Origin of the sequence: Myroides sp. C4067 (assembly GCF_038039665.1) — a bacterium.
Lineage (GTDB): Bacteria > Bacteroidota > Bacteroidia > Flavobacteriales > Flavobacteriaceae > Flavobacterium > Flavobacterium odoratimimum.
In genome coordinates, this window is the sequence record NZ_JBBPHJ010000014.1 from 37,481 (window position 1) to 61,124 (window position 23,644).

Genomic DNA, 23,644 nt, shown 5'->3' on the forward strand with positions numbered 1-23,644 from the left:
GGAAAATAGATTATTAACCTCTTATAGCTATAATAGACTAAATTATCACAAGAGTATATTATACTTCAAATATATCTAATTTTATTCTATTTTAATCAGAATAGAGATGGTATTCATCTCATTTATATTTTGGATATCTCCTTTAAGTGACAGTATTATACCTAAAAAGAATCGGGAAGATGATATCTGATTTTGAAGAATTAGTTCTCTTGGGGCGAGATTTAAAAATTGTGTAGGGGTTAATTTATTATATATTTTAATATGCTCTTAACATATATGGAATGAAAACACTCATATTTATTAAACTTAGCATTCTTATTAGAGAATAAAAGTTATTTAGTACTAGATTTAGTATTAGATATAAACAAGCAAGGTAGTTGATAATATACAAATCATTATCACTATGGATAAACTTTAAATCTCAAATTAGATGATAAAGAAAACTTTTTTAAAAGTATTATTACTTATAACTCCTATAACGTGTTTTTCTCAAGTAGAGCAGACAGTACGCTTTCAAAACTTGTATGAGAAGGAATCTTTAGAGAGTAACTGGTATATAGAAAAAGGAGCTACTGAGTATAGTATAGTAGTAGATAGCTTAAATAAAAAAGAGAGGTCTCTGTATATAAAATCTTCTGGTGATAATCATTCCTATTGTAGTGTGTTAAGCAAAATACCGAATGGGTATCAGGGAGATACTCTTGTACTATCAGCGTTTATTAGAAGTAAAGATATTGAAAAGGGAGATGCTAAGATTATGATTAATCTTTTAAAGAGAGGAAGTTCTATAAAATATGCTATGCTAGAACATAATGAGATAGTAGGAACGACAAATTGGAAAAGGTATAGTGTAAAGCTTCCTCTCGATACAGCTACAGATACGATTTTTATTGTTGGAGGATTACAAGGAAAAGGAGAGGTATGGTTTAAAGACTTTGAGGTGACACTAGATGGTAAGAATCTAAAAGAGCTAGAAAATGTTAAAAAGTTACCTCCTAAAGCAGAACTAGATAATGAGTTTGATACAGGTTCTAAGTTTACAGTGGATAAAGTGAATGAGACGAGTGTAAAGAGGTTAGCAGAATTATGTAAGGTGTGGGGGAGACTTAAGTATACTCATCCAGATATCGCAAAGGGTAATTACAATTGGGATTATGAACTCTTTAGGATATTACCAATAGTAAAAAGAAATGACTTCCAAGAACAATTAGTACTATGGAAAAATCGTTTTGGAGAAGAGTCCTTGACAATTCCTAGCAACCACTATTATGTGGATTTTTTTCCAAATGTAGGTAATGCAATTTTTGAGAATGAGAAGAGTTATAAAGATATTAGTTTTGATGATCACGGTTATCGTTTATTAGCGCTATTTCGTTATTGGAATGTGATAGAATACTTTTATCCTTATAAAAATTTGATTTCTAAAGATTGGGATACAGTATTAGAAGAATATATTTTCAAGTTATTGTCTAGTAGAGATGAGTTAGAATATAAGATGGACCTGATGAAATTGACTAAAGAACTAGGGGATGGACATTCTTTCTTTAATGCAAAAGGAGATAGGCTGATGGGGGAGTATTTAGGTCTAAAGATTATACCTCTTAAAGTTAGGTTTATAGAAGACAGATTAGTGGTCACAGAACTAATCAAGGGAAGAGAAGATGAGTTCAAAGTTCGCATTGGTGATGAAATAAAAACAATCGGAGGAAGAAGTGTTAAAGAAATAATGCAGGAAAGAGAAGGGTTCTATCCTTATTCTAATAATAACGCTAAGCTATATAATTTAGCAAGTTTTATGTTGAGAACGAATAAAGCAGAGTTAGAATTAGGATTGCGTAGTGAACAAGGCGATTTTAAAGAATCATTACCTACTGTTGATTTACATGACTTTGCTTTTTTTACTGATCCTTTAATTTCGCATCAGGACTTAGATAATAATCTAGGTTATCTCAATATTGGAGCTTTGAAGAGTGGAGAGTTGACTGATATTATGTCGCGTTTTAAATCTAAAAAGGGGATTATCTTAGATTTTCGTTCTTATCCGATTATTAGTTTAGGAGAGTTAATGAAATATTTTACCCAATCAGGAGTACCTTTTGTTAAATATAAAATGCCAAGCAAGAATGAATTAGGTAAATTAAATGACGATGAAAGTAAGACGTATGGTGATCCTAATCATTACTATCCAGGGAAAGTGTCTATTCTAGTAGATGAAAGTACAATGAGTGCATCAGAATTTAATGTGATGGGATTACAGACATCACCTAATGTAAAAGTAATAGGTACACAGACAGCTGGTGCAGATGGTAATATCAGTATTCTAATACTACCAGGGAATATACAAGTTATTTTCTCAGGTATCGGGATATATTATCCTGATAGCTCTGAGACTCAGAAAGTAGGAGTGAGAATAGATGAAGAAGTTATCCCTACTGTACAAGCTCTAAAAGAAAAGAGAGATTTAATACTAGAAAAAGGAATTGAGAATTTGCTTTAAAAAAAAGAATATTTATGATTAGAGAATTTATAGCTACATTATTTGTCTGTTTTGGTCTTTCTGTATCCTTTGGACAAGTACAAGAATTAAGTAAAGAAGATTTTATCAATTCTAATTTTGAATCTTTAACTACGTTGAAGTCAGATTTAAAAGATGTCAGTATTGTTGGACTAGGAGAGTCTTCTCATTTTATGGGAGAAACTTATAGAGCTAAAGTAAAGATGGTGAAATATCTTCATGAAGAATGTGGTTTTGACGTATTGGCGATAGAGTCACCATTATATGATGCGAAGGAGTATTATAATGATAGTATTAGCCAAGGAAAAGTAACAGGCGATGATTTTCTAAGAAGTGGAGCAATAAGTGGAGTATGGCTTTCGGACGATATGCTTGAGCTATTTAATTATATCGTTGAAACACAAAAAACAGATAGACCATTAATTTATGCAGGTTTTGATAATAGCTTCTTCCATTTGGACAGTCAAATTGAAGAAAATTTCACAAAGTTTATAACAAAGCTAAATGAAGCAACTATCTCTGAAATTACAACAGATAGCATTTTTATTTCTTCTTTAAATCATGCAGTAAGAAAATCATATTCAATTAAGACACTACCAGTTTCTGATACTTTAGTGCTTTACAGTAAATTTGAAGAAATAAAAAAATCATTAGATAAATTAGAGGTTAAAGATAAATACTTTAAATACTGGGAACAGATTTTAGTTAATCTAGAGTCTAGATACCGTATGAATTATAAGCTATATGACAGGGATTACATGATGGCTAAAAATGTTGACTACTTAGTTAACAATGAATATCCTAATAAAAAAATGATTTTATGGGCTGCAACAGTCCACTTATTGGCAGATAAAAACTCTACTAAAGACACTAAAAAGAGGGACAAGCAGTTTATGGGATATTTTTTAAAAGAGAAGTATAAAGAGAAGTACTACCATATTGCTTTTGTACCAGGTAGCGGCGTTACTGGTCTTAAAGGGTATTTAGGTATAGGAAAGAAAAGAGCTGTTGCCACTAAAGGCAGCATAGAAAGATATATTAAAGAATCAATAAAGGAGGAGTACGCCTTTATGTCTACTAGAACTGATTTGAGTAAAGAGATAGTTAATAACCATAAGATTAATAAGTCATTATTAATAGGTTTAACCCCATATAAGACCGATATATCTACTGTAGTGGATGGTTTTTTCTATATGAGACAAGAGTATTTACCAGAATTTAAAGAAAGGAAAAGAGTGTGGACTGAATTTAACGAAAGTAATTCTATCCCTTTATAGAATGAAAATAGTTTTAATAACACAAAAGTATGTACTTTTAGTATTGATCATTTGTTGTTAATTTAGGCAAGCCTTAAGTAACTCTTAAGGCTTGTTTTTTTTATGATTATCCCAAAATATGCAATAGACATATAAACGGTAAGTAATTGTACAAAATAGATCTAAATGTGTGATACAAACATACAATAGTATAGTTTTACAACTGATAGAGGAGTTATGAAGTAGAATTGCTTAGCAGTATTTGGTTAATGGGATTTTGGAATTATACCTTATTCCTCCGAAAATAGGGGATGTCTATTTACATTTTTAGGCTATTGATTTACATAAACAATCCTAGATTTTGTAGATTGAAAAAATAGTCTGAATTTTGTACTCGTGAAATTTGCAATCGTCATATTATCCCTATTCATGTTATTCAAACCAGTACTTCCGGTTGTTGAATATGTGGTGCTATATGATTATATCAAGGATGAACTTTGTGTGAACAGAGATAAGCCAGAGTTAGAATGTAATGGAATGTGTCATCTATCTAAAGAGATGGCTAATGCTTCTGATACAGGTAAAGATAAAAGTAAAAGCAATTTTGCTTCGGCAGAAATACAGCTGGTTTATTTTCAAGATATTGTAAATAACACATCTATTCATTTATTTAAGAATTATACGTTTAAGGCGTTCTTTAGCCTTGATAGTGTATATACTTATACTTTCAACGATTTCCTTTTTAGACCTCCTGTCTAATAAACTATTAACTTTTAGTAGATTATTTGTTTCTGTACCTAACGTGATGGCTGGTCTAGATAGTAAGTAATTATATCCCATTTCATGTATAGTGGATCAGACATTGGTACAGTACATTGATTTGTAGGTACCAATATAATCAGTTGTATCTTTTGTAGTATGTACTGCATGGTGCTAAGTGATTTTATAGGAGAGTTTCTGTATCTCTTTGATGATAAGCATCTACTGTATGCTTTTGGGGTAAAATAAGTAAAATAGTTTAACCGATGATATTGTCAATATACTTGATGATGTCCTTAATGCTGTACACTGATTTTGGGTTAAAAGATCAGGTGTATGATTTGATCTATAAAAAAGAATCATACAGATTCGCCTAGTCATGTACACACTTTTATGTAACAATGAGAATCTTAACGTGGATAGTAGTACTGTTTCTGTTTACTACAGCTTGTACTATTGATAAAACAGATTATGAATCAGAAAGTAATATTACTAATCCTGAGCATAATGAATTTAAGGAAGTGGTCTCAATCCAAAAAGACAACTATACAATAAGCTTAGAAGCCCTTAATGGACATCTGTACAAAGGGTATAATGAAGTAAGATTAAAAATCACTGATGTAACTACAAAGCAAGTCGTAGAGAATGCAAAAGTAACATTCTTACCTATCTATACTACTGCAGAAGGGAAGATAGAGTCATGCCCTAATCAATATGATATGGTGTATGATAAAGGAGAGAAAGTCTATAAAGGTTTTTCTGTTTTTACGCAAGAGAATACTCAAGGAGACTGGAAAGTGGAAATCACATTTAAGGATAAGAATCAAAGTGTAACAGCGAGTCAGCTTGTTTTCGTTGAAAAGCAAAACAATAAGAATCTGAATATGACTTCTTTTAGAGGGATTGACAATGAGGATTATATTATAGCATTAGTAGCACCTATAAAACCAAAGGTAGCAGAAAATGAACTTGTAGCTGGGATATATAAACTTAATGCTGAAAACAGTAGTTTAAAAGATGCTTATACGGTAGTTGATAATTATACCTTATTACTAGATCCTAGAATGCCTGAGCCTTCGATGGGAAATCACTCTTCTCCTAATAATAAAGATCTAGTACAACGTGAGGATAAGTTCTATTATGGTGTAGTGAACTATACAATGACAGGTAACTGGACATTGAACTTTATTATGCTAAACCAACATGGTCGTATTCTAAAGGGAACGAATGTACCTAGCGACTTTACACCAGGTGTAGAAGGCAAGAAAAGTGAACTACATATAGATACCTTATTTTAATTATTATGAAACCTTTTATTACCATATTAGTCTTAGGGGTTACAACAGTGAGTGTAGCACAAGATAATAAAGGCCTACAAGATAGTATACCAACTGTATTAGACGAAATCTCTATGCTAGTTCAAGCGAAGAAGAGAATAGAGACAGAGATGAAAATGGCTGTGTCTGTCGATGAGTTTTTGGCTTCTTCTGAACAAATAAGTTTTATCAAAAGAGGGGCTTACGCATGGGAGCCTATGCTGAATAATATGAGTACAGAACGCTCTACCTTGACTATTGATGGGATGCATATTTTTGGTGCATGTACAGATAAGATGGACCCTGTTACTTCTTATGTAGAGAGTAATAATCTATCTACTATAGATATTAAATCTGGTCAAGAAGGAGGAATGCACGGAGCTACTGTGGCTGGGAGTATTGATCTTAAACGAAAAACTACAGCCTTTGGGATAGGGCAGGTATGGACTGGAGCCTATCAAAGTGGGTTCGAGTTTAATAATAAACAATTCTTTAATCTTGGTAATATTTCGTTTTCGAGTGAAAAACTAGCTGGTGATGCTAGTATTGCTTATCGAGAGGCGAGTAATTATAAAGATGGAAATAACGATGAAGTAAAGCACTCACAGTACAAAAAATTTAATACAGCTTTAGGGTTGGCATATAAGACAGGTGGATTATCTTCATTGCGAGCAGATGTTATTTTTGACGTTGCTAAAGATGTTGGTTTCCCTGCTTTACCAATGGACTTATGGCTTTCTCGTGCATTGATTACTTCTGTATCCTATAAACAGTTATTTGAGGACAAATTTATACGTGTTTGGGATACCAAGGCTTATTTTAATGCGATAGAGCATTATATGGATGATACTACACGTCCAGAGAATTTGGTACACATGGATATGCCAGGGTGGAGTACTACTTACGGGTTACTGTCTAAAGCAAACTTTAAAAGTGGAAAGTATTCTTCTGAATTACAATTGAACGCTTATAATAATCTCTCTATTGCAGAAATGCGTATGTACCCACAGGATCGCTCTAAACAAACAATGTTTGCATATAGTTGGCCATGGGTAACGACGACTTATGCAGGGGTATCATTGAACAATACGATAGAGTTCTCAGATGATCATAGACTGAATTTCGGAGGATCAGCAGGAATAAACTATAATTACTCAAAGTATATAGAGTTTAACTGGATTTTTCATCCAGGTAGCCCACAAGAGAAGACAAGGTTCTTACCAAGTCTACACACTAGCTATGAAATGGATATTAATCGATTTAATTTCTCTGTTGGTGTAGGATATGGGCATAGAGCACCTTCTGTGTCGGAAGCTTATGGATATTATATCTACAATAGTTATGATCGCTATGACTACATCGGAAATCCTAATTTGAAAAATGAGATTTCTAATGAGTTAAATGCAAGTGTTGGGTATAAAGGAGATAAATTTTCACTACAAGCTAAGGTGAATTACTTCTATATCAAGAATTATGTTATCGGAAGAATATTGAGCTTAGGTAGTCCGATGAATTATCAGTCAGTTGGTGTAAAAGGATATACCTCTTTAGACTACGCTACGCTATTTAACTTCGCTCTTAATGCAGACTATCACATCATGGATGATTTGCATTGGAAAGGTGGTGTGACGTATGCTAGAGGTCAAGATAACGAGAAGGGAAACTTGCCTTTCATTAGACCATTTAGTTATCAAACATCTTTACACTATCTATTCAGAGATTTTAGTATACAGACTTCTATCAATGGTGATGCGAAACAACGAGATTTTAGTCCAGAATACGGAGAGAGTTTGACTCCATCATACACGATTTGGAATGCTTCAGTTGATTACACTTTTTATATCAAAAACTTTAAAACAGTGTTTCAAGTAGGAGCAGAGAATTTACTGAATGAGTACTATAGTACTTATGCAGATTGGGGTAATATCCCTAGAATGGGACGTAATGTATTCACGTCTCTAAAAATAAACTTTTAAAAATAAAACCTAATAAATAAGACAAATGAAAAATTTAACAAAGAGCTTTTTACTATTTGCAGCTTCATTAGCTGTTGTTTCTTGTTCTAATGATGATAGTAATGCTGTTGCTAATAATGTGACTTTAGAGTTTACAAATACATTTAAGGATAAAGTAATTGTTCTAGGTGACGCTAGTTCTTCTTCTGCTACTGTTAATAAATCTGCAGAGGGGCAAGAACATCAATTTTCTGAATTAAAATATGTGATTAGTAATATTCGCCTAATTAAAAATGATGGAAAAGAGATTCCTTATCATGTGAATGACTTAGATAAAGGAGCGACTGTTGTTAATCAAGCGAAGACAGAGACATTAAATTACTTATTAACTAATATCCCTAGAGGAGAGTATAAACAAATCAAATTTGGTCTAGGGGTACGCAGTGATTTAAATGTCCTTGATCAAATTAAGTTTCCTGTTTTTTATGCTAACGCTGGAGCTAATGATACTGAAATGATGTGGGAATGGGGAACAGGATATCGTTTTACTAAAATAGAAGGATTCTATGATGCTGATAAAAAGCAGATGTCTATACACACAGGAAGTACTCTAGATGATGGAGATAATGGTGAGCTAATACAAGGTGTAGATGCGTATAGAGAGGTAGTCTTAAACTTACCAACGCATGCAGTGGTGGGAAGTTCTGCGCCAACGATTAAGATTAAAGCTGACTTTGATAAACTATTAACAGGGAAATCGAATACAATTAAATTAAGTACAGGTAAAGGACCAAATGACAATGCTACACCTAATATTCATACAGCAGTACAGATGGTGAAGTTTGTAGATAATTTAGGAGGAAATGGAACGAGTGATGTTACTGGAATGTTCTCTATTATCAGTGTAAAATAAGAAGTACAAGTATAGAAGAGCTGTTATCTACATAACAGCTCTTTGTCTTCTAAAGGGTTTTATATAATTGCTATTATAAATGAAAACAACAACAAAAATAAGTGTACTATTACTTCTACTGTGCTTAATCTCTTGTAATAAGGATGAGTATGAAGATATTGTGATTGACAATCCAGAGATAGAGTTAGGAATTCCTACTAGTTTTCCAGAGTGGAACTCCGCTGCTTTAAAAAATAAACCTACAAAATATGGAGTTGAATTAGGAGAAAAGCTGTTTACAGACCCAAGGTTGAGCAAGGATAATACAATCTCCTGTTCTAGCTGTCATATACAAGAATCTGCTTATGCAGATCATCACGCTCAAGCGATAGGTATAGAAGGAAGGGTAGGGCTTCGCAATGCGCCTCCTATTCAGAACTTACTCTTTATGAAATATTACAATTGGGATGGTAGTAAACTTCAATTAGAGAATCAACCTATCGTGCCTATTATTACACATGAAGAAATGAACTCTTCTATCGTAGAAGTACTAGATAAAATAGGAACTGATATAGAGTATAAAAAGCTGTTTAAAAAAGCTTATGGAGATGAGTCTATGACTCCAGAGAGAATATATAAGAGTATCGCTCAGTATGAGTATACGCTGATCTCTGCTGATAGTAAGTACGATCGTGTTCAGTTAGGACAAGAGAAATTTACTAGTCAAGAGGCTTATGGGTACAAGGTGTTTACTCAGAAGTGCAGTAGCTGCCATAGTGGAGCACTTTTTACAGATCAAAGTTTTAGAAATATTGGTTTTCCTATCAATCTCGATAGTAATGAAGCAGGGAGAGCTAGGGTAACGGGTGATTTAAAAGACTATATGAGCTTTAGGGTACCTTCTCTTCGAAATATTGAATATACTGCACCTTATGGAAGCTTTGGGCAGTTTAGCTCTTTAAAAGAGGTGTTGGATTACTTTGATAGAGGAGTATTAGATGCAGATAACTTAGACCCTATTTTCAAAGAGGCAAACAATCGTATCGCACTTAGTGAAGCAGAGAAAGAAGCTTTAATTGCTTTTATGTCTACTTTAAGTGATTCTAAGTTTATTGGTAAGTAATGTGTTAGTTATTGATATGGTGTGTTTTATTGGTTGTTATGTAAAGTGTTTGTTTGTAGTTAGGATATTCTTTTATAGATAGTTATTTTAATTGAATACTTTAAAAAGAGTGTAACAAATTATTATATTGAACTACTTATTAGCTAGATAAGATATTAAATACTAAAAAAGATGAATAAGGCAGATTACACAAATTACACTACTGAAGAATTAAAACAAAAAGAAAAACAGTCAAAAGTATTAGCTGGTTTATTGGTAGGGATGCTTCTTGTTCTCTTGGTGTTCTTGGGATATAGAGCTTTGACAAAAGGCTTCAATGCTTTAATAGCTGTTCCTTTTGCACTTTTGCCAATTGTGATAAACTTATTCACTACTGCTAAAAATATTAGAAAAGAGATAGAATCTAGACAAGAGAAATAACTTGCTATGTTTATTTAGTTTCTTCTTCAAGGTTTTTATGCTCAGCTCCCCATTTGCCTAGAGCTTTAATAATGGGAGCTAGTTTTAGACCTATAGGTGTAAGTTCGTATTCTACTCGTGGCGGTACTTCTGGATAAATAGTGCGGATAATAACCTTATTCTCTTCTAATTTGCGTAGTTGAAGAGTAAGCACTCTTTCTGTAATATTTGGTAATACCTTTTTAATCTCTCCAAAACGCATCTTCCCTTCAAGTAAATAACAACAAATAGCCATCGTCCATTGCCCTCCAATTATACTTGTGGCATATACCTCATTACATTCATTTTCAAGGGCTTTTTTGTTTTCGAAGTGAGTAGAAGTCTCCTTAATTTTGGTCATACTTACTTTTTTGATAGTATCTAACAATTGGGCGCTAAGGTACAAAAAGCTGTTTGAACTCCCTATTTTTGCGGTAGTAATAACGATTAATGCTAAGAAATGATGCGTACATTAGTGATCTTAATCCATCCTAATTTTGGAGAATCTATTGTAAATAAGTTATGGTTAAAGGAGTTAGAACAATCTCCTGAGCGATACTGTATTCATAATTTACACAGTGAATATCCTGACGGAATACTTGATATTCAAAAAGAACAGGAATTGATAGAATCCTATGACCATATTGTATTTCAATTTCCCTTTTACTGGTTTAATTGTCCTCCTTTGTTTAAAACGTGGTTAGATGAAGTACTGACTTATGGTTGGGCTTATGGTAGTCAGAGTGGTTATAAGATGAGTAATAAGAAAATAGGATTAGCTATAACAGCTGGGATTGATGAGCAGGAATATAGTGCAGATGGAAAGTATAAATATACTCTAGAACAACTGTTAGCCCCTTTTGAAGTAACCTTTAATTACATTAAGGCTGACTATCAAGGATTCTATGCATACTATGGTATAGAGCAGGATAGCTCAGTAGAAACCATCAAAAACAGTGTAATTCCTTACGTACAATTTATAGAAACAATATAATATTTTAAAAAGTAGATAATGACATTAGAATTATATCAAATAGATGCCTTTACAGAACATATTTTTCATGGAAACCCAGCTTGTGTTGTACCCTTAAAAAGTTGGTTACCTGACGAGGTATTATTTAAAATAACAAGAGAGAATGCGGTTGCAGAGACAGCATTCTTTATTGATAACGGAGATAGTATTCATTTGAGATGGTTTACTCCTGAGATAGAAATGGACTTATGTGGTCATGCTACATTGGCTACAGCACACTGTCTATCTAGTATATTAAACTATCCAAAGGACAGAATTGTATTTGACACCAAAAGTGGTGAGCTAATCGTAGAGGTTAAGGACGGAATGTACTATATGGATTTTCCTTCAAGAATGCCAGAGGCTTCATCATTACCTGATGTTATTGCTAAATCACTTAATATACAGCCTAAAGAAGTTTTTAAATCTAGAGATTATATCTTAGTCTATGAGTCAGAGGAAGAGATAAAGAATATTAAAGTGAATCAATCTGTATTAGATTTAATCAACCTAGACCCAGGGGGTGTGGTGGTAACATCAACAGGGGTAGAGAGTGATTTTGTTTCTAGATATTTCACACCTCAGTCTACTATTCTTGAGGATCCCGTAACTGGATCAGCACATTGTTCTCTTATTCCATTCTGGTCATCACGATTAGGCAAGCATATACTTTTTGCAAAGCAAATATCAGAAAGAGGTGGTGAGTTATACTGTGAGAATAAAGCCGAAAGGGTAATCGTAGCTGGTAAAGCAAGAGTTTATTCTAAGGGACAGTTTGGGATAGAATAATATAACTCAAAAGAGGATAAGTAAAGCTTATCCTCTTTTGTATTTTAGGGGGAGTTTACTGATTATTAACAGTCTATTTCTTAATGACAGATGGAGATTAGTTCTAGATTGTTATCAAGGCAATAAAATCAATATTAAATATTTAGGAGGTAATTAGAAGTTTTTTTATATGTTTACTAGTCTAGTAATAAACACTTAAAAAAACTAAATATTTATCATGAAAAAACTTTGTCTTATTTTAACCTTAGCATTGGTAGGTAACACTTTTGCACAAGAGTCTAATGATTCTATTGCTGTCAGTAGATTCTTTTATAGCACAAAAATCTTAAAGGATCCTCAAAAAACAGATCAGATAACGGAAGGGGTAGCTATTCTAGATATTAATCAAAGTAACTCTCGTTTTACTGATTATGGAAGCCTACAGCGAAGTGAGTTTATGACAATCTCGAAGACAGATAAATCATTGTCTAGAATGGATATAATGAATAAACTAAGGCAGTTTAAATCTGGTTTTGCTTGGTCTATATATAGTAATGCTGATGAAAATAAGTTTTATCTTGAACAAAATAGACAAAAGTATTATTATAAAGAGGATAAAAATAGTATCAAATGGACAATTGCTCCTGAAGTAACTCAATGGGAGGGATATAAGGTACAAGAGGCTACAACAAGCTACGGTGGACGTGTGTGGTATGCTTTATTTACAACAGACATTCCTGCCTTAAATGGCCCTTATAAGTTTAATAATCTACCGGGGTTTGTAGTTAAGGCATGGGATGCGGCAGGAGAGTACGCTTTTGAATTTACCAACAGCCAAAATATAAAATTAGCTAAGGATGCTTTAGATGGATTAGCTAATTATGAAGAGGTGTCTAAAAAACAAGCTAAGAAAGCAGATAAGGTTTTTTATAATAAAACAGCTGTAGATTTACTGATAGAGTTAAATCCTGGAAATGCAAAAAATATAGATCAATATCCAGCAGGGATGAAACAGAAACTGATCTTAAGTAGTAATCCTATAGAAAAAGATTTTTAATTAAATCATATTTATTAGTGATGGAAGTAATGCTGATTGATAGGAGTATGATAACTTTGCACTAAAGTATATAGTAATACAGATAACAATGGGAAGAAATACACCTGCCAATAGAAAGGCTGTCAAGGATAAAATAGACAAAAAGAAGAAGAAAGAACAGGAAGCAGCTGTTAAACGCAAAGCACTTCTAAAAGAGATAGTTAACCAAATGGCTAATAAGAAGTAGTTTTTGGACATAAAATATAAAGCCTATATCAAAGGGATTACTATTGATATAGGCTTTTTTATGCTTACTAGCTATAATTTTTATAAGAATAGATTATCTTAGATAAGGTATTAATAAAGAGTAATAATATGAAACAAGTTTTAACCTTACTTATCGCTTTGTTTAGCATGATGTCTGTTTATGCAAAATGTGGATCGTTTGGCTTAAGTGCTTTCCCTAATGGATCGACCATTAATCAGAACGCTATCTTTATGATAGAGGGCTATGCTGACAGTCAATCAATCATTAAAGCGCTTAATAAGGAATATCCCATATATCTTAAAAGTGGGGATAAGATAGTGCCTTTAATTGTGACAGAGACTTACGTAGGCAGTTTTAATTTGACACAAGCTATCTTAAAGCCTAAGACCGAGTTAGAGGCAGGCCTTGAATATACCTTAGTAATTGATAATCTACCTCAACATGACAAATTAGAAAGACGTAATACAGAGTCGGGTGAATATGAAGCCATAAAGTATAAGGTATTGCCTACTGTAGATACTGATAAACCTGTGGTTGCTTCTAAGCCTAAGATAGAAAAGAAAGAAAACGTTATGTATGGATGTGGTCCTTCTTCTAATGTGATATTTTCTAATCCTGCCAAAGATGATTCAGAGTTCTTAGTAAAGACTACAATGAAAAATGTAAAGACAAAAGAAGAAACTACTTATTATTTAGTTGCTTATAAAGATACTATTAGTGTAGGGCATGGTATGTGTTCAGGGGCTTTTAGTTTTAAAAGGGATAATGATTATGAAATAGAGTTTGCCTTTATGGATAGTTCTGGTAATATAACTGAATGGGAAGGAAAGCGAATTAAGTTTAGTCCTCCTACGTTTAAGGGAATATTTTAATGTATTAGAAATAGGTAATTGCATATTATGTTCTGTGTATACCACATGATACAAATATATAATATGATTTTAATACGATATTCAGATAGAACGACCTGCAGTATATCTGTTGGTGTTTTTTTTGACAATTAAAACAACATTTTATAGAGAGGTTTTCTTTTAAAGAGGTGTCTGTTCTCTTGAAGGTATTCGTCCATTGTACGAGGTTTTTCACCGATTAGGGCTGTGATGCTGTCTGTTTTAGGTTCGGGAACTTGTATCGCTAAGTTGTCTAACTCTACGATGTGGTTAGCGAGCCAAGTAGGTAGGTTTGCCCTTTTGGTCAATTGTTTGAATAGCTCTTCTGCTGTGATATCGATGTATTCTATTGTTCTATTGGTAGCTAATGATAGCTTAGTAGCCATTTCTTGATTGCTGATAGCTTGTGGTCCTGCCAAGGTTATCGAAAGTACGTTAACTTCTTCTTGTGTCAATAGATAGTGTACAGCTACAGTAGCCACATCTCTGCAATCTACATAGTTTCTTTTGGAAGTACCTAAGGCTCCGTATATCTTGCCAAAATGCTGAATGGTGAAGGTATTGCGTTCCCAGTTTTGCATAAAAGAATGAGGTCTTAAACAGCAATACTCATCCATCTGCTCAATTAAGTAATTGTCTATCTGATGATGCCATTGGCTAACCTCAACGTGTGCACTAGACTGAACAATAGGCGCAGATAGTTTTACGATTCTCTTTACTCCACAATATTTGGCAGCATCGATGATGTTTATTTCATATTCTACTTGCTGTGGCGAAGTTGCTGTAAGTAAAAATACAGCATTAGCACCTAAACAGGCATTGCGCAACTGTTCTTTATCAAGTAGGTTAGCACTGATGTAAGTGATATTAGATGGATAAGCACTTGCAGGGATAGGGTATGGGCGCTCTGGGGATCTTAAAACTCCTCTTGTATTGCAGTTTTGATGTTGTAACAGACGCATTACTTCTGTTCCGACAGTACCTGTACATCCAAAAATAACTATGGTTGGTTTTATGTTATTCATGTGTATAAATCGTTAGTTTTTGACGAATAGTGATAATTGTAGCGCCTATAAAGGCAGATAACATAATATTAAAGTACTCTGAAGGTAAGTGTAGTACATAAGCACTAAGTGCCCCTAAACCTACCATAAAAGGGATAATAAGCAAGGCTCTTAATGCCTTACTGTGTACTAAGATTTGTCTGCACTCAAATTGCCACAGAATAAAGAAACTCAAGATAGTAGCGAGAAGAGACGGAAGCCCAATGGTGCTATAGCTGGCATTCATTAATTCGTGATTATTAGTGATATATCCTGGTATGAATGACATCACAGTAGGGAAGAAGTAAGCTGGTAGCGCAGCTGCTATTAGACTTTTTGTGTTAAAAGCTGATGGCTGTATATTGGTTGTTATCATGGTGCTTAAATTGTTTGAAGGATTAGTTTATTTACTTGCGTCTAGTCTGATTAGGTTGACCACTGATGCGATAGCTCAAACTTATTTTGGTATAAGGCAAACTAGAGACAGAGTATTTGTTTATAGACTTTTGATTGCTGTCATATAACTCATAACTATTGATTAGCCCCATACCTGCTTGTACTTGCAGAGTAAGCCCTTTGAAGACTTGCTGATGCGCCTGTAGTCCAAAGTGTACAGTAGAGAATTGTGCATAGTCTACCTCTTTGTTCTCTTGCTTATGAGTATAGTTTTTTAGGTTGAATCGCGTCCAATCAATAGATCCTGCAAACCCCACTTGTGTTCTAGGTGTTATACTGTACAATACATTTAGTCTTGGCCAATAGAACTGAGCTAACCATTTGTCATCTGTACTGCGGTAGTCAATAGATATACCTGGCGTAACGATAGTCTCTCCATAAGAGTACATAACGTGTACCCCTAAACCAATCTCTAGATTAGAATGGGGACCAAAGCGTCTAGACACCCCTAGTATACCATCCATATAAAAATCGTCAAAAGAGATCTTAGTCTTTGTGTCAGAGGCTAATGTTGGCATAATAATCCCTAGTATAGACCATCTAGTAGTGACAGGTCTTCTGACTATGATAACCGACTTCGTCTCTTGTATCTTTTGGATGTGATTAGGATCGTCTGTACTATTATTATCGTAGTTAAAATCCATCAGACGATAGTTCAAATTGCTGAATATAGTCGTTTTGCCTATCGTAACAGGAGGTAGAGGTAGCCAAGCATCGTACGTGTTTAACTGAAACTTCGTATCTTGATTATCTCCAGAAGAGGGCATATCTTTAAAAGTAGCTTTGGCATGAGCCGTAAAAGATACTCCACCTACATCCTGAATAATCTGACTATAAGAATCGTGTGTGTAGAAGGCTGTGGCTAGGGTGACCATAGAGAGGTTCAGCCACTTTGTATTTGGTTTACTTTTACTGTGAAGAGTATTACAGTGTTTATTGCTTAGTTTATAGCTATTAGCGCTATTTGTTGTTTTCATTTTTCTTTGTATTTATTGATGCAAAGATGGTTTGAAAACAGCTCAACCATTAAAACTAAACCACGCTTTACTCGGACAAATCTTGCATGATAGAAGTTCTGTATTCGGATGGAGTTACTCCTGTTACCTTTTTAAACAGTCTGCCGAAGTAGCTCGGATCTCCATAATTAAGTTCAAAAGCAATCTCTGAAATGCTTTTAGTTAGGTCTTGTAGCAGTAGTTGACTTTGTAAGATACTTACCTTATTAATCCATTCTTTCGGACTTTCGCCTATGGTTTCTTTAATAGATCTGTGCAAGTAGTTTTCTGATACAGATAGGGCTGTAGCGTAAAAAGGAACTGACTTTTGATCTTGATAGTGCTTATAGACCAATTCTTTAAAGTGAAAGGTAATTTCGGCACTTCTATTCATAGTTGTATTTAATTCGGCAGTAGAAGAGAATACCTTTTGCAAGGCTGCTTGAAATAGAGAATAACAAATACCAAGGTTAGGAGTGCTTTGGTACAATTCTACATTGAGTAGTTCAAATAATGAGTTTAGCCAAGTGCTGGTTTCTTGTGGTAAGTTAATCACCATATTAACCGAGAAGAGTTTAATCAACTCTTGTTTAGACAAGATTTGATTGAGTATCTGATCTTCGAATAGTATGATATATCCTGCAGCATCAGGGCTTACGGCATTAAGAGCAGTTACATTGCCCTGTCTGACGAATAAGATCTCGTTTTCTTTTAAAGCGACTTGGTTTGCATCTACTTGTTGTACTGCTGTACCTTTAGTGATATGCACGATAAAGTTAAACTCTGGTCTGTGCAGTGGTGTAGGTACTTTGATAAACCCTGAGGTTTGTGCTATATTGTGTATTTGTATAGGCGTGCGCAAGACAGCAAAGTCTGCGGACATCTCTGACATAAACTCTCCTCTAAAGTCTAAGGGAGTTATTCTCTTTATCTTCGTCATAACACAAATAGTATTGATTATACCTCAGTGCAAATATCTGATTAATATTGTAAACAAAAAGCTATCTTGTGAGTAGCTTTTTGTAGATTATTTTATTCGAATTAATTCGACTCTTCTGTTCTTAGCCTTATTGCTATCAGAGTCATTAGCAACTAATGGATTCTCTGCACCCAAGCCTTTAGCGGATAGTTTCTCTTTAGCGATGCCTTGTTTTATTAGGGCATTCATCACTGCATTAGCTCTATCGGTAGATAGCTTTTTGTTATGAGATGCTTCGCCTGTATTGTCTGTATGTCCTTCAATTGAAATCTTTAAAGAAGAATCTTTCTTTAAGGCAACTGCTATTTCATCAACTGTTTTTTCTCCATCTTGAGTAAGTGTAGACTTATCGATATCAAAGTTGATATATAAGATAGATTTACCTTTCTCTGTTAGGTCTTTTACTATTTCGTCTGCTGTAATTTTAGTAATTGTCTGCTGTAGGGCTTCTTCTTGTAAGATATTAAGCTTACCACCTGCATTATTAGCAGTGTATTGGATATAAACGTTTCCTTGATTATGTGTACGGATAATATAAAGTTTAATTAATTCTCCAGTATATCCGATATCTCCTTCATCTCCTTTATTCGGATCTTGTTTATTATAACGTTCATATTCTTCCCCTGTGATTTCTCCTTCAAAAACTTTTACTGCTCCTATAGAATTTAAATAATCCTCTAAGCTTTTTTCAAAGTAGCGTTGAGAAAACTCTTCCCCTGCTACAGCAGTTACATTAGTTTTATACAGTTTTCCTTCAATAGGAATCATTACTCCATCAATAGGGAAGTAACATACATCAAAGTTTTTCTGAAATGGTTTGTTCATTTCTTTTAATCCTTTAGGTAAGGTAAAGAATGGGAAAGTACCTATATCTGCTTTGCTATAAGCTATATCTTCAATATTAAATCCAGCTTTAGGTGTGTCTATTTCTTCAACATTTGTTGAGGTTTGTTCAGTTGTTATTTCGGGGTTATTTTCTTCTTTGTTCTTTTGGTTACAAGACATAACGATTAATGCCATTGCTAATAAAAGTGTGGTTTTTTTCATGATCTGAGCTTTTGATTCGATTATTGTTGTTTTTTGACAATTCAAAAATCGGTAAAAAAATGATAGATAGGATATTAAATTTTAAAAAGGAATGAAAACTTAATATAGATAGACCTTTTTATTCAATAATAAATGTTGTTTAAAATAATTCTAAATAATATAGTTGTATTAAAAGTAGTTTTTTTATTTTTGATAAAACTCAAAATGTACTAATTATGAATTACTTTATCCGTTTCAGTTTATTATTCTTTTGTGCAACCTTCTTAATATCGTGTAATAATAGTGATATTCCAGAGAAAGCTACGCCAGTTACTAATTTTGATGTTGACCGTTATTTGGGAACGTGGTATGAGATAGCGCGTTTTGACTTTCGATTTGAAAAAGATTTGAATAATACTTCAGCTCAGTACAGTCTAGATAAAGATGGGAATGTAGAGGTTCTTAATAGTGGATATAATTACGTAGAGAAGGAGTGGTCTGTAGCAAAAGGAGTAGCAAAGTTTAGAAAAGATAAAGGAACAGCAGCTTTAAAAGTTAGTTTCTTTGGGCCTTTCTATTCTGGTTATAATGTCATTGCTTTAGATGAAGATTATCGATATGCTTTAATAGCAGGGAAGAATCTTGATTATTTATGGATTCTATCTAGAGAAAAAACTTTGCCTGAAGATGTGAAAGTAAAGTATTTAGAAATTGCTAAAGAAGTTGGATATAATACTAGCAAGCTTATATGGGTAGAGCATGATAAGAACAATAATCCCTATTTAAAATAATAAGAAGAGTATTCTCTAAAGAGACTTTATAGATATAGCTTAGGAATATGTAAGTTACGTTTATTATTAACACAGTTGTGAGTATCTAACCATTATTTACTGTAGGATATGTTTTTTTAAATATATATCGTTATATTACAGGTAGGGTACAAATGATAATGTAATAAAACGTTTAAATCTATGACTATATATAGTTATCACTTAGTGAAAGTATCTTTATGGATGAGACTAAAATTGCTATTTAATTTATATAGATTAAAGAGACAAAAAGGTTTATTACATATAGAAGTAATGTCTAGCATGGTGTTAGGTTCTCCTATTTTTTCCCTATCCAGATTAAAACTTAGGCATGTAGTTATATTTGCTCAATGGGAAGATGAACGTATATTAGATTATTTTTTAACCCATAATAAGGTTGGTAGAACACTTGCAAAAGGAGAGTATCTCAAGTTAAAATTAATCAGACAATGGGGAAATGTTTCAGGGTTTGTACCAGAGGAATTAGAGATTATTAGCGAAGACCAATCCGCTTCAGTTGTAGCAGTTACAGTGGCTAGGATGAAGTTCTTACAGATACCAAGGTTTATTAAATGGGGGAGACCAGTAGAGATGTTGGTTCGTGATCACCCAGGAGTACTATTTGCTACAGCTTCTATTGGTTTTCCACATACAGTCTGTACTTTCTCTCTATGGAATACACAGAAAGATATGTTAGAGATGGTCAGGGGACACAGCAAAGTAGATAAACCTAACCGTCATATAGACGCGATGAAAGAAAGAGAGCGAAAGGACTTTCATTATGAATTTACGACTCTTAGGTTTAGTGTTATTTCAGCATCTGAGATGTGGAGTAGTAAGGTTAAACAATAAAGGAGATATAAAAGCACTGTACAGCTACATGGATGTAGTTCAAGAATATATGGATTATAGTACAATATAAGATGTTACGATTGGTGATTTTAGAGATATACCCAAAGAAAAGCGAGGCAAAGAATACTTGTATAAAAGCTAGAATAGCATTAGGTAAAGGCATAATATAAAAGAAACCTAAGTGCGCAATAGTCATTAGTACAGCCGTGATGATGTTACCTGGACTGATACTCTTAGTAGAAGGTTTGATGTATTTATCAATGTAGTTTTGGATTAGCCCTCTGTATAAAACCTCTTCTCCTAAAGCCTTTATTGGAAAACATATCAGGATAAAGAACCAAATCTGATCTAAGTATTCATGATGTATATCTGATGAATCTGATAAGAATATCTGTAGACTATTAACTACTAAAAAAATAACAGCAAACAGACTAGTGTATTTGATTAGGTTTTTCTTAGACTTGCTGTCTATGTTTAGTTTTAAAGAAACGCGAATAGGTAATGTATGTTTCTTGATAAAAAGGATACTTAGAATAATTAAAGGCACAGAGGCTAGTACTGATTGATACTCTGTATTACCTATAAAGCTTAATGACAAATAGGTAACCGTACCCACAGCATATATTAAAAAATATAATAGAATCGGATAGATAAGTTTATTCTGTATCTTCATAACAATTGTTTAGTTAGTAGTGTTTTTCATTATCTTTACTAAGATAGAGATAGTTTTTTCTGTAAAGTAATGTAAATGAAAGAATTGTATGGCTATTTTTAATATGAGGGTTTGTTTTTTATTAATTTGGAATACTTTAAAAATCCCCTTAATGAAATCCCTTAAATATATATCGAAATGAGCAGGCAATTGTTTAATATAATTTTGTTCTTCTTGCCATTTTTTTGTTATGTACAATATACGACGGTACAGGAGTATTATGAATTCTTAGAAGAGTCAAAACAGTCCCCTAAAGATTATATTTTTGAACTATATATAGACGCGATGAAAGAAAGAGAGCGAAAGGACTTTCATTATGAATTTACTACTCTTAGGTTTAGTGTTATTTCAGCATCTGAGAAGTGGGGTAGTAAGGTTAAAGAATAAAGGAGATATAAAAGCACTGTACAACTACACGGATATAGTTAAAGAAAGTGTGAATTACAGTACAGTATAAGATGTTACGATTGGTGATTTTAGAAAGATACCCAAAGAAAAGCGAGGCAAAGAATACTAGTACAAAAGCTAGTATGGCATTAGGTAATGGCATAATATAAAAGAAGCCTAAGTGCGCAATAGTCATTAATACAGCGGTGATTATATTACCTGGACTGATACTTTTAGTAGAAGGTTTGATGTATTTATCAATGTAATTTTGGATTAACCCTCTGTATAAAACTTCTTCTCCTAAAGCCTTTATTGGTAAACATATTAAAATCAAGAACCAAATCTGATCTAAGTATTCATGATGTATATCTGATGAATCTGATAAGAATATCTGTAGACTATTAACTACTAAAAAAATAACAGCAAACAGACTAGTGTATTTGATTAGGTTTTTCTTAGACTTGCTGTCTATGTTTAGTTTTAAAGAAACGCGAATAGGTAATGTATGTTTCTTGATAAAAAAGATACTTAGAATAATTAAAGGAATAGAGGCTAGTACTGATTGATACTCTGTATTACCTATAAAGCTTAATGACAAATAGGTAGCTGTAATAACAGTATATAATAAAAAATATAATAGAATCGGATAGATAAGTTTATTCTGTATCTTCATAATAATTGTTTAGTTGGTAGTGTTTTTCATTATCTTTACTAAGATAGAGATAGTTTTTTCTATAAAGTAATGTAAATGAAAGAATTGTATGGCTATTTTTAATATGAGGGTTTGTTTTTTATTAATCTACTTATTATTTAGTAGTATAAACTGTTTAGGGCAATATAGTCCTAATGATCAATTAACGATGAAGGGACAAATCATATAAAATATTATACAATAAATAGGTTCAAAATGAATTATACTTATCTTTTATATGGTGTAGTAGTATGGTTGGTTATAAGTGTCGTGATTAGAACGATAAGTAGGACCTCTAATAAGGTAGTAGCCCCATCCATTAAACCTTCTCCCTTAGGAATCGAGTTAATAGAGAATGGTTTTCTTCAATATGCAAATCCTGAGTTAATCGATTCCTTGGAGTTAGATATTATCGAGTCATTCTATATTCACGATGATGAGACCTATAAGTTCGCTCATATTGATGCAGAGGAAATGGCAGAGTTTAACTTTGATTTCTTTCTTCCTCAATTAAATGCAATACTTGGAAAAAGGGCTCTTGAACTAGAGGTAAAAGTAGCAGATGATTATGAATATACTCATGATATTATTATTAACAATAAAAGAATTAACTTATATACACAGTATGATTTAGATAATGACTTGATCTGGGATACTTCAGTAAGAAATTTCTTTAAGGAAGTAAATGCTATACTAAAGTTTAACTTTATAAAAGAGAGATTTTACTTGATATCAGGAGGACACGACTTATCAACGTTGTTACTGACGGATAAAGAGTTTCTAATTATTATGGAATACTTTAAAGATAATCCTAATGAAATTCCTTATAGACCATAATAGAATAAAAACCACTTATTATGAAAGTAAGAGAATTACATATTGATTCAGAGGTAAAAGTATTTGTTATAGTTAATCAAGACAATGAAGATGTACTTGAGTGGGAGGTTGAAGCTACTAAATACGCTGTACTGCCAGATGCAGAAGGGGATTTTTTTGTCAAAGGATTAGAGATTTCGAATACTGGTATAGCTGAAGTATATGTAGGAATGATACTTCCTGAAAGAATAAGTGAAATAGTCCTTAAAAACAATGTATTAGGTCAATTGACAGTATTAGAATGTATTGAGACGAGTAGTAGTCAGTATCTTCCTTCGGTAGCTAGTGAGTGCTATGGAAATTATGAGTTGTACTATGTGCATACGAATCCTAAAATAGGAATAGATGTTTTAAAAGAAGGATTTCGACAGTCTAATCATTATGGAGCTATTGCTGAAGATTTAGGATATATTTATCGAGATGAACAATGTATTCATCAAGCCATAGAAGCTTTTAAAATTAGTGAAGAGATAGGAGTGTCTTCTTTTTATATTTACAAAGAGCTAGCAGATTTATATGAAGAGCTAGGTAATACTCCAATGAAAGAAGAGTATAACCTTAAGTATATTGAAAACGGAGGGCTATAGTAT

General features: G+C 33.1%; 26 protein-coding genes. 18 read left to right on the plus strand and 8 right to left on the minus strand.

Translation table 11 applies throughout. From position 1 onward, the window contains the following. The first annotated feature begins 430 nt into the window (after positions 1–430). The 8 genes from AABL87_RS11205 to AABL87_RS11240 all read left to right on the plus strand — a co-directional run bounded on the left by AABL87_RS11205 (position 431) and on the right by AABL87_RS11240 (position 10,236). On the plus strand, positions 431–2,497 hold the full coding sequence (locus AABL87_RS11205; protein ID WP_341277353.1) for a S41 family peptidase: 2,067 nt from the start codon (positions 431–433) through the stop codon (positions 2,495–2,497). A 14-nt stretch (positions 2,498–2,511) separates the two neighbouring features. After that, positions 2,512–3,792, plus strand: a complete 1,281-nt coding sequence (locus AABL87_RS11210) for an erythromycin esterase family protein (RefSeq protein ID WP_341277354.1) — start codon at positions 2,512–2,514, stop codon at positions 3,790–3,792. Positions 3,793–4,167: 375 nt separating this feature from the next. Further along, complete coding sequence (locus AABL87_RS11215) at positions 4,168–4,530, plus strand: hypothetical protein (RefSeq protein ID WP_225581577.1); 363 nt, start codon at positions 4,168–4,170, stop codon at positions 4,528–4,530. 401 nt (positions 4,531–4,931) lie between these two features. Further along, the gene (locus AABL87_RS11220; protein ID WP_341277355.1) at positions 4,932–5,828 is read left to right on the plus strand and encodes a hypothetical protein; all 897 of its coding nucleotides are present in this window, start codon (positions 4,932–4,934) and stop codon (positions 5,826–5,828) included. Positions 5,829–5,833: 5 nt separating this feature from the next. Beyond that, the gene (locus AABL87_RS11225; protein WP_006263664.1) at positions 5,834–7,822 is read left to right on the plus strand and encodes a TonB-dependent receptor domain-containing protein; all 1,989 of its coding nucleotides are present in this window, start codon (positions 5,834–5,836) and stop codon (positions 7,820–7,822) included. Positions 7,823–7,847: 25 nt separating this feature from the next. Further along, positions 7,848–8,714, plus strand: coding sequence for an MbnP family protein (locus AABL87_RS11230; RefSeq protein WP_006260139.1), 867 nt, complete (start codon positions 7,848–7,850; stop codon positions 8,712–8,714). 79 nt (positions 8,715–8,793) lie between these two features. Beyond that, on the plus strand, positions 8,794–9,816 hold the full coding sequence (locus AABL87_RS11235) for a cytochrome-c peroxidase (protein WP_006263663.1): 1,023 nt from the start codon (positions 8,794–8,796) through the stop codon (positions 9,814–9,816). 171 nt (positions 9,817–9,987) lie between these two features. After that, positions 9,988–10,236, plus strand: coding sequence for a hypothetical protein (locus AABL87_RS11240; protein ID WP_006263662.1), 249 nt, complete (start codon positions 9,988–9,990; stop codon positions 10,234–10,236). A 10-nt stretch (positions 10,237–10,246) separates the two neighbouring features. On the opposite strand, the gene AABL87_RS11245 is transcribed toward AABL87_RS11240, so the two are convergent. Then, the gene (locus AABL87_RS11245; RefSeq protein ID WP_006260142.1) at positions 10,247–10,615 is read right to left on the minus strand and encodes a winged helix-turn-helix transcriptional regulator; all 369 of its coding nucleotides are present in this window, start codon (positions 10,613–10,615) and stop codon (positions 10,247–10,249) included. A 102-nt stretch (positions 10,616–10,717) separates the two neighbouring features. On the opposite strand from AABL87_RS11245, the gene AABL87_RS11250 reads away from it, so the two are divergent. From AABL87_RS11250 to AABL87_RS11270, 5 genes are all read left to right on the plus strand, one after another. Beyond that, on the plus strand, positions 10,718–11,248 hold the full coding sequence (locus AABL87_RS11250) for an NAD(P)H-dependent oxidoreductase (RefSeq protein WP_016649347.1): 531 nt from the start codon (positions 10,718–10,720) through the stop codon (positions 11,246–11,248). 18 nt (positions 11,249–11,266) lie between these two features. Next, positions 11,267–12,055 carry a PhzF family phenazine biosynthesis protein gene (locus AABL87_RS11255; RefSeq protein WP_006261303.1) on the plus strand — a complete coding sequence of 263 codons (789 nt, stop codon included), beginning with the start codon at positions 11,267–11,269 and terminating at the stop codon, positions 12,053–12,055. A gap of 217 nt (positions 12,056–12,272) precedes the next feature. Then, the gene (locus AABL87_RS11260) at positions 12,273–13,091 is read left to right on the plus strand and encodes a GLPGLI family protein (RefSeq protein WP_006260145.1); all 819 of its coding nucleotides are present in this window, start codon (positions 12,273–12,275) and stop codon (positions 13,089–13,091) included. Positions 13,092–13,179: 88 nt separating this feature from the next. Beyond that, entirely contained in the window at positions 13,180–13,317 is a 138-nt protein-coding gene (locus AABL87_RS11265) for a hypothetical protein (RefSeq protein ID WP_006260146.1), read from the plus strand. A gap of 128 nt (positions 13,318–13,445) precedes the next feature. Continuing rightward, a complete protein-coding gene (locus AABL87_RS11270; protein ID WP_016649348.1) occupies positions 13,446–14,210 on the plus strand; it encodes a hypothetical protein in 765 nt (254 codons plus the stop codon). 128 nt (positions 14,211–14,338) lie between these two features. On the opposite strand, the gene AABL87_RS11275 is transcribed toward AABL87_RS11270, so the two are convergent. The 5 genes from AABL87_RS11275 to AABL87_RS11295 form a co-directional block, all read right to left on the minus strand. Continuing rightward, the gene (locus AABL87_RS11275; protein ID WP_016649349.1) at positions 14,339–15,253 is read right to left on the minus strand and encodes an NmrA family NAD(P)-binding protein; all 915 of its coding nucleotides are present in this window, start codon (positions 15,251–15,253) and stop codon (positions 14,339–14,341) included. After that, positions 15,246–15,647, minus strand: a complete 402-nt coding sequence (locus tag AABL87_RS11280) for a hypothetical protein (RefSeq protein ID WP_016649350.1) — start codon at positions 15,645–15,647, stop codon at positions 15,246–15,248. Before AABL87_RS11280 ends, AABL87_RS11275 begins: the two co-directional genes overlap by 8 nt. Positions 15,648–15,678: 31 nt before the next feature. Next, on the minus strand, positions 15,679–16,704 hold the full coding sequence (locus tag AABL87_RS11285) for a DUF6268 family outer membrane beta-barrel protein (protein WP_006263656.1): 1,026 nt from the start codon (positions 16,702–16,704) through the stop codon (positions 15,679–15,681). 67 nt (positions 16,705–16,771) lie between these two features. Beyond that, on the minus strand, positions 16,772–17,662 hold the full coding sequence (locus AABL87_RS11290) for a helix-turn-helix domain-containing protein (protein ID WP_016649351.1): 891 nt from the start codon (positions 17,660–17,662) through the stop codon (positions 16,772–16,774). A gap of 87 nt (positions 17,663–17,749) precedes the next feature. Continuing rightward, positions 17,750–18,748 carry an OmpA family protein gene (locus AABL87_RS11295; protein WP_341277356.1) on the minus strand — a complete coding sequence of 333 codons (999 nt, stop codon included), beginning with the start codon at positions 18,746–18,748 and terminating at the stop codon, positions 17,750–17,752. 215 nt (positions 18,749–18,963) lie between these two features. Here AABL87_RS11295 and AABL87_RS11300 point away from each other — a divergent pair, with 215 nt between their 5' ends. Both AABL87_RS11300 and AABL87_RS11305 read left to right on the plus strand, forming a co-directional pair. After that, the gene (locus AABL87_RS11300; protein ID WP_006265373.1) at positions 18,964–19,518 is read left to right on the plus strand and encodes a lipocalin family protein; all 555 of its coding nucleotides are present in this window, start codon (positions 18,964–18,966) and stop codon (positions 19,516–19,518) included. A 180-nt stretch (positions 19,519–19,698) separates the two neighbouring features. Then, positions 19,699–20,388, plus strand: a complete 690-nt coding sequence (locus AABL87_RS11305) for a hypothetical protein (protein WP_341277357.1) — start codon at positions 19,699–19,701, stop codon at positions 20,386–20,388. Here AABL87_RS11305 and AABL87_RS11310 read toward each other — a convergent pair. After that, the gene (locus AABL87_RS11310) at positions 20,378–21,061 is read right to left on the minus strand and encodes a CPBP family intramembrane glutamic endopeptidase (protein WP_341277358.1); all 684 of its coding nucleotides are present in this window, start codon (positions 21,059–21,061) and stop codon (positions 20,378–20,380) included. The genes AABL87_RS11305 and AABL87_RS11310 overlap by 11 nt on opposite strands. A 177-nt stretch (positions 21,062–21,238) precedes the next feature. On the opposite strand from AABL87_RS11310, the gene AABL87_RS11315 reads away from it, so the two are divergent. Then, a complete protein-coding gene (locus AABL87_RS11315) occupies positions 21,239–21,487 on the plus strand; it encodes a hypothetical protein (protein ID WP_341277359.1) in 249 nt (82 codons plus the stop codon). Here the strand turns inward: AABL87_RS11315 and AABL87_RS11320 are convergent. Beyond that, entirely contained in the window at positions 21,477–22,160 is a 684-nt protein-coding gene (locus AABL87_RS11320) for a CPBP family intramembrane glutamic endopeptidase (RefSeq protein ID WP_341277360.1), read from the minus strand. The two genes, AABL87_RS11315 and AABL87_RS11320, sit on opposite strands and share 11 nt — an antisense overlap. Positions 22,161–22,394: 234 nt before the next feature. Here AABL87_RS11320 and AABL87_RS11325 point away from each other — a divergent pair, with 234 nt between their 5' ends. Next, on the plus strand, positions 22,395–23,015 hold the full coding sequence (locus tag AABL87_RS11325; RefSeq protein WP_341277361.1) for a hypothetical protein: 621 nt from the start codon (positions 22,395–22,397) through the stop codon (positions 23,013–23,015). 20 nt (positions 23,016–23,035) lie between these two features. Beyond that, positions 23,036–23,641, plus strand: a complete 606-nt coding sequence (locus AABL87_RS11330; RefSeq protein ID WP_341277362.1) for a hypothetical protein — start codon at positions 23,036–23,038, stop codon at positions 23,639–23,641. The last annotated feature ends 3 nt before the right edge of the window (positions 23,642–23,644 follow it).

Coding starts and splice junctions, on each gene's coding strand:
- AABL87_RS11205 (WP_341277353.1), top strand. CDS start 431: ATGATAAAGAAAACTTTTTTAAAAGTATTATTACTTATAACTCCTATA.
- AABL87_RS11325 (WP_341277361.1), top strand. CDS start 22,395: ATGAATTATACTTATCTTTTATATGGTGTAGTAGTATGGTTGGTTATA.
- AABL87_RS11285 (WP_006263656.1), bottom strand. CDS start 16,704: ATGAAAACAACAAATAGCGCTAATAGCTATAAACTAAGCAATAAACAC.
- AABL87_RS11300 (WP_006265373.1), top strand. CDS start 18,964: ATGAATTACTTTATCCGTTTCAGTTTATTATTCTTTTGTGCAACCTTC.
- AABL87_RS11290 (WP_016649351.1), bottom strand. CDS start 17,662: ATGACGAAGATAAAGAGAATAACTCCCTTAGACTTTAGAGGAGAGTTT.
- AABL87_RS11240 (WP_006263662.1), top strand. CDS start 9,988: ATGAATAAGGCAGATTACACAAATTACACTACTGAAGAATTAAAACAA.
- AABL87_RS11265 (WP_006260146.1), top strand. CDS start 13,180: ATGGGAAGAAATACACCTGCCAATAGAAAGGCTGTCAAGGATAAAATA.
- AABL87_RS11245 (WP_006260142.1), bottom strand. CDS start 10,615: ATGACCAAAATTAAGGAGACTTCTACTCACTTCGAAAACAAAAAAGCC.
- AABL87_RS11315 (WP_341277359.1), top strand. CDS start 21,239: ATGAGCAGGCAATTGTTTAATATAATTTTGTTCTTCTTGCCATTTTTT.
- AABL87_RS11230 (WP_006260139.1), top strand. CDS start 7,848: ATGAAAAATTTAACAAAGAGCTTTTTACTATTTGCAGCTTCATTAGCT.
- AABL87_RS11310 (WP_341277358.1), bottom strand. CDS start 21,061: ATGAAGATACAGAATAAACTTATCTATCCGATTCTATTATATTTTTTA.
- AABL87_RS11295 (WP_341277356.1), bottom strand. CDS start 18,748: ATGAAAAAAACCACACTTTTATTAGCAATGGCATTAATCGTTATGTCT.
- AABL87_RS11225 (WP_006263664.1), top strand. CDS start 5,834: ATGAAACCTTTTATTACCATATTAGTCTTAGGGGTTACAACAGTGAGT.
- AABL87_RS11210 (WP_341277354.1), top strand. CDS start 2,512: ATGATTAGAGAATTTATAGCTACATTATTTGTCTGTTTTGGTCTTTCT.
- AABL87_RS11280 (WP_016649350.1), bottom strand. CDS start 15,647: ATGATAACAACCAATATACAGCCATCAGCTTTTAACACAAAAAGTCTA.
- AABL87_RS11220 (WP_341277355.1), top strand. CDS start 4,932: ATGAGAATCTTAACGTGGATAGTAGTACTGTTTCTGTTTACTACAGCT.
- AABL87_RS11330 (WP_341277362.1), top strand. CDS start 23,036: ATGAAAGTAAGAGAATTACATATTGATTCAGAGGTAAAAGTATTTGTT.
- AABL87_RS11270 (WP_016649348.1), top strand. CDS start 13,446: ATGAAACAAGTTTTAACCTTACTTATCGCTTTGTTTAGCATGATGTCT.
- AABL87_RS11255 (WP_006261303.1), top strand. CDS start 11,267: ATGACATTAGAATTATATCAAATAGATGCCTTTACAGAACATATTTTT.
- AABL87_RS11250 (WP_016649347.1), top strand. CDS start 10,718: ATGCGTACATTAGTGATCTTAATCCATCCTAATTTTGGAGAATCTATT.
- AABL87_RS11320 (WP_341277360.1), bottom strand. CDS start 22,160: ATGAAGATACAGAATAAACTTATCTATCCGATTCTATTATATTTTTTA.
- AABL87_RS11305 (WP_341277357.1), top strand. CDS start 19,699: ATGACTATATATAGTTATCACTTAGTGAAAGTATCTTTATGGATGAGA.
- AABL87_RS11235 (WP_006263663.1), top strand. CDS start 8,794: ATGAAAACAACAACAAAAATAAGTGTACTATTACTTCTACTGTGCTTA.
- AABL87_RS11275 (WP_016649349.1), bottom strand. CDS start 15,253: ATGAATAACATAAAACCAACCATAGTTATTTTTGGATGTACAGGTACT.
- AABL87_RS11260 (WP_006260145.1), top strand. CDS start 12,273: ATGAAAAAACTTTGTCTTATTTTAACCTTAGCATTGGTAGGTAACACT.